Raw genomic sequence first — 2,797 nt, 5'->3', positions numbered from 1 at the left:
GGCGCTGGGATACCGCTCGCCGGCCGAATACGAACGCCAATGCATCTAACCCACCGGTGTCCACTTTTGCGTAGGAACTCCCACCCGCTTCGCGGGTCGGCTTAATTCAGGCGTTAGGCGCGCATGACAGCGAATCGGCCGTTACAAATCCTGCTTCTGGTGCTGGCACTGCTTCCTACCGCCATCGTCGCTGTCATGGGTGCTCACCTGCTACTCGCTGGAGAGACGAGTCTCTTGAACTGGCAGTCCACTATTTGGCCGGCGGTTGCACCGCAGGTTGTTGCAATCGCACTGTTCTTGGCTCATGCCAGTGGCAATAAGCAACTTGCGTCCGGCGAGATTGGCGGATGGGCCTTGCAATTTATCGTCTTTATCCCGTTCGGTATGCTCAGCTATTGGGCAAAGCACGTGTGGGGGCAGTCCGGTCGTGTGCGCCCCTAACAATTCATTCAAGCCGAACCCGCATCAGGGCGGCGCCTGAGTGCACGCCTTCGGCTATATTTGCACGCAGTCGCCGCCCTGCTGCGGGTCGGCTTAATTCAGGCGTTGGGCGGTCAGGAGCACATGAGGTTTCGGCTCACCGCAACCGGGCTTGCTCCAGATCATCCAACATCTTGGTTCGCGGCAACTTGCTGTTCCCGCTGCGCTTGGCTTTCGTTGACTTACCGCGTGGTGGCGCTCACGCATCGTCGGCTTTTGCTTCGGTCAGTTCTGGTGCGCAAGATCATGGGTGAGGGATACAAGACTCCCCGCTTGCGCACTCACTGGCTTCGGACCGTGGGGACACTTTGCTGCGGCCGCGCCCCGGCATAGGGGCTTTCGGGTGGGATAAGCGACTTCGGCTGGTCGATCGGTAGCGCTTCGCTTCCAAGGGCCAAAATTTCTGGTAGTTTGCCGCCCAACAAATCATTCAAGCCGAACCCGCTTCGCGGGTCGGCTTAATTCAGGCGTTGGGCGGTCAGGAGCACATGAGGTTTCGGCTCACCGCAACCGGGCTTGCTCCAGATCATCCAACATCTTGGTTCGCGGCAATTTGCTGTTCCCGCTGCGCTTGGCTTTCGTTGACTTACCGCGTGGTGGCGCTCACGCATCGTCGGCTTTTGCTTCGGTCAGTTGTGGTGCGCAAGATCATGGGTGAGGGATGCGAGCCTCCCCGCTTGCGCACTCACTGGCTTCGGACCGTGGGGACACTTCACGGGGCCGCGCCCCGGCATATGGGCTTTCGGGTGGGACAAGCGGCTTCGGCCAGTCGGTCGGTAGCGCTTCGCTTCCAAGGGCCGAAATTTCTGGTAGTTTGCCGCCCAACAAATCATTCAAGCCGAACCCGCTTCGCGGGTCGGCTTAATTCAGGCGTTAGGCCGCATGAAACTTAGCTCGTTGGTCAATTTGATTTCTGGCTCAACTTCCGCCGCTGACTACTCGGCCGAGATCGCCGCAGAGTTGGCGGAGCACACCCGCCGTCTCGGTCGCGGCGGATCTGCGCCCGTTCTGGTCCATGAGGACGCTGATTTGTTCTTAGATCGGCACGGGCTCAGCGTCCTTTGCCGCTTATTCGCTTCTGGACAATTGACCGCCGGTGAGCTCGCGTACACCGCCGATGCCGTGCAGATGTCCGAGCGAGTTGAGTACTCCGGGCCAGATATCGCGGACGACTTGGACATATGCACTGATCCGGAGATCAACGGCCCACTGACAGTTGTACGTGCACTAGAGATCGCAGATCGTGCCACTGCGGCCTAACAAATCATTCAAGCCGAACCCACAGCGGGCCGGCGCCTAAATGCACGCCTTCGGCTATATTCGCACCCAGTCGCCGCCCCGCTGTGGGTCGGCTTAATTCAGGCGTTAGAGCGCATGACCAACATCACCGCAAACGTTATCCGCAGATTGACAAATGCCACTGGGATCCTCTGCATCGTCTATGGCGCCATGTCTGCCGCTCGCACTTACTCATCGTTGCATGCCATTGCCGTCACTGGCACATCGCCTACTGGCGTCACACTCACTGACCTTCCGGCAAGTATCGAGACACAGTTGTTCACTATCCTGCTCGGCTTCTTGCTGCTTGAGTTGGCTGAGCTTCTCTGGCGTCGCTACCTGCGCTCTAACAATTCATCAAGCCGAACCCACATCAGGGCGGCGCCTGAGTGCACGCCTTCGGCTATATTTGCACGCAGTCGCCGCCCCGCTGCGGGTCGGCTTAATTCAGGCGTTATGCCTCATGAGCAGTGAACCGACGGCCAAAGTTTTGTTCCGCGTCCCAAGCGATGATGGCAGCGCATCCGTCGAGACGCTTTGGGCAATACCTCTTGGCCGCGACCTCTACAAGCTGGACAACTCGCCGTTCTATGCTTACGGCGTTTCGTGGCAAGACACGGTGCTCGCACCGATAGACCCACAAGAGCAAATGCCAACCTTTCAGTCCGTAGTCGAGAAGTCAGGCAACCGGACAATCCGAGTTATCTTTGAGCTACCTGTCTCTCCGGACAACGTCTCGGATCAGCTTCTTCAAGGTTTGGTGGCCCTTGGGTGCAGCTATGAGGGCGCCAATCCAAAATATGTCTCTGTTAACATCCCGCCAGAGGTGGAGCTACAGGATGTCCGGTCGTACCTCATCGCACGTGATGCTCAGTGGGAGCATGCGGACCCAACCTATGAGTCATTGTTCCCGGATGAGGCATAACAATTCATTCAAGCCGACGCGGTAGCTCCTACGGTTTAGTGGACACCCTGATCTAACTATCAGGAGTGTCATCCATGCCCAGACCAGGTCCTCGTACTACGTATCGCTATAGCG

General features: G+C 58.1%; 4 protein-coding genes. All 4 read left to right on the top strand.

The features are described 5' to 3' along the window. Window positions 1–123 precede the first annotated feature (123 nt). The 4 genes from AB6O04_RS20610 (at window position 124) to AB6O04_RS20595 (ending at window position 2,683) form a co-directional block, all read left to right on the top strand. Window positions 124–441 carry a hypothetical protein gene (locus AB6O04_RS20610; protein ID WP_368566293.1) on the top strand — a complete coding sequence of 106 codons (318 nt, stop codon included), beginning with the start codon at window positions 124–126 and terminating at the stop codon, window positions 439–441. A 921-nt stretch (window positions 442–1,362) separates the two neighbouring features. After that, a complete protein-coding gene (locus AB6O04_RS20605) occupies window positions 1,363–1,740 on the top strand; it encodes a hypothetical protein (protein WP_368566292.1) in 378 nt (125 codons plus the stop codon). A gap of 114 nt (window positions 1,741–1,854) precedes the next feature. Then, window positions 1,855–2,232 carry a hypothetical protein gene (locus AB6O04_RS20600; RefSeq protein ID WP_368566291.1) on the top strand — a complete coding sequence of 126 codons (378 nt, stop codon included), beginning with the start codon at window positions 1,855–1,857 and terminating at the stop codon, window positions 2,230–2,232. Then, window positions 2,222–2,683 carry a DUF4265 domain-containing protein gene (locus AB6O04_RS20595; protein WP_368566290.1) on the top strand — a complete coding sequence of 154 codons (462 nt, stop codon included), beginning with the start codon at window positions 2,222–2,224 and terminating at the stop codon, window positions 2,681–2,683. Before AB6O04_RS20600 ends, AB6O04_RS20595 begins: the two co-directional genes overlap by 11 nt. The last annotated feature ends 114 nt before the right edge of the window (window positions 2,684–2,797 follow it).

This window comes from Pseudoxanthomonas sp. UTMC 1351 (genome assembly GCF_040948865.1).
Lineage (GTDB): Bacteria > Pseudomonadota > Gammaproteobacteria > Xanthomonadales > Xanthomonadaceae > Pseudoxanthomonas_A.
Note: the sequence above shows the minus strand (reverse complement) of the source record. Positions and strands in the feature narration are given on the sequence as shown.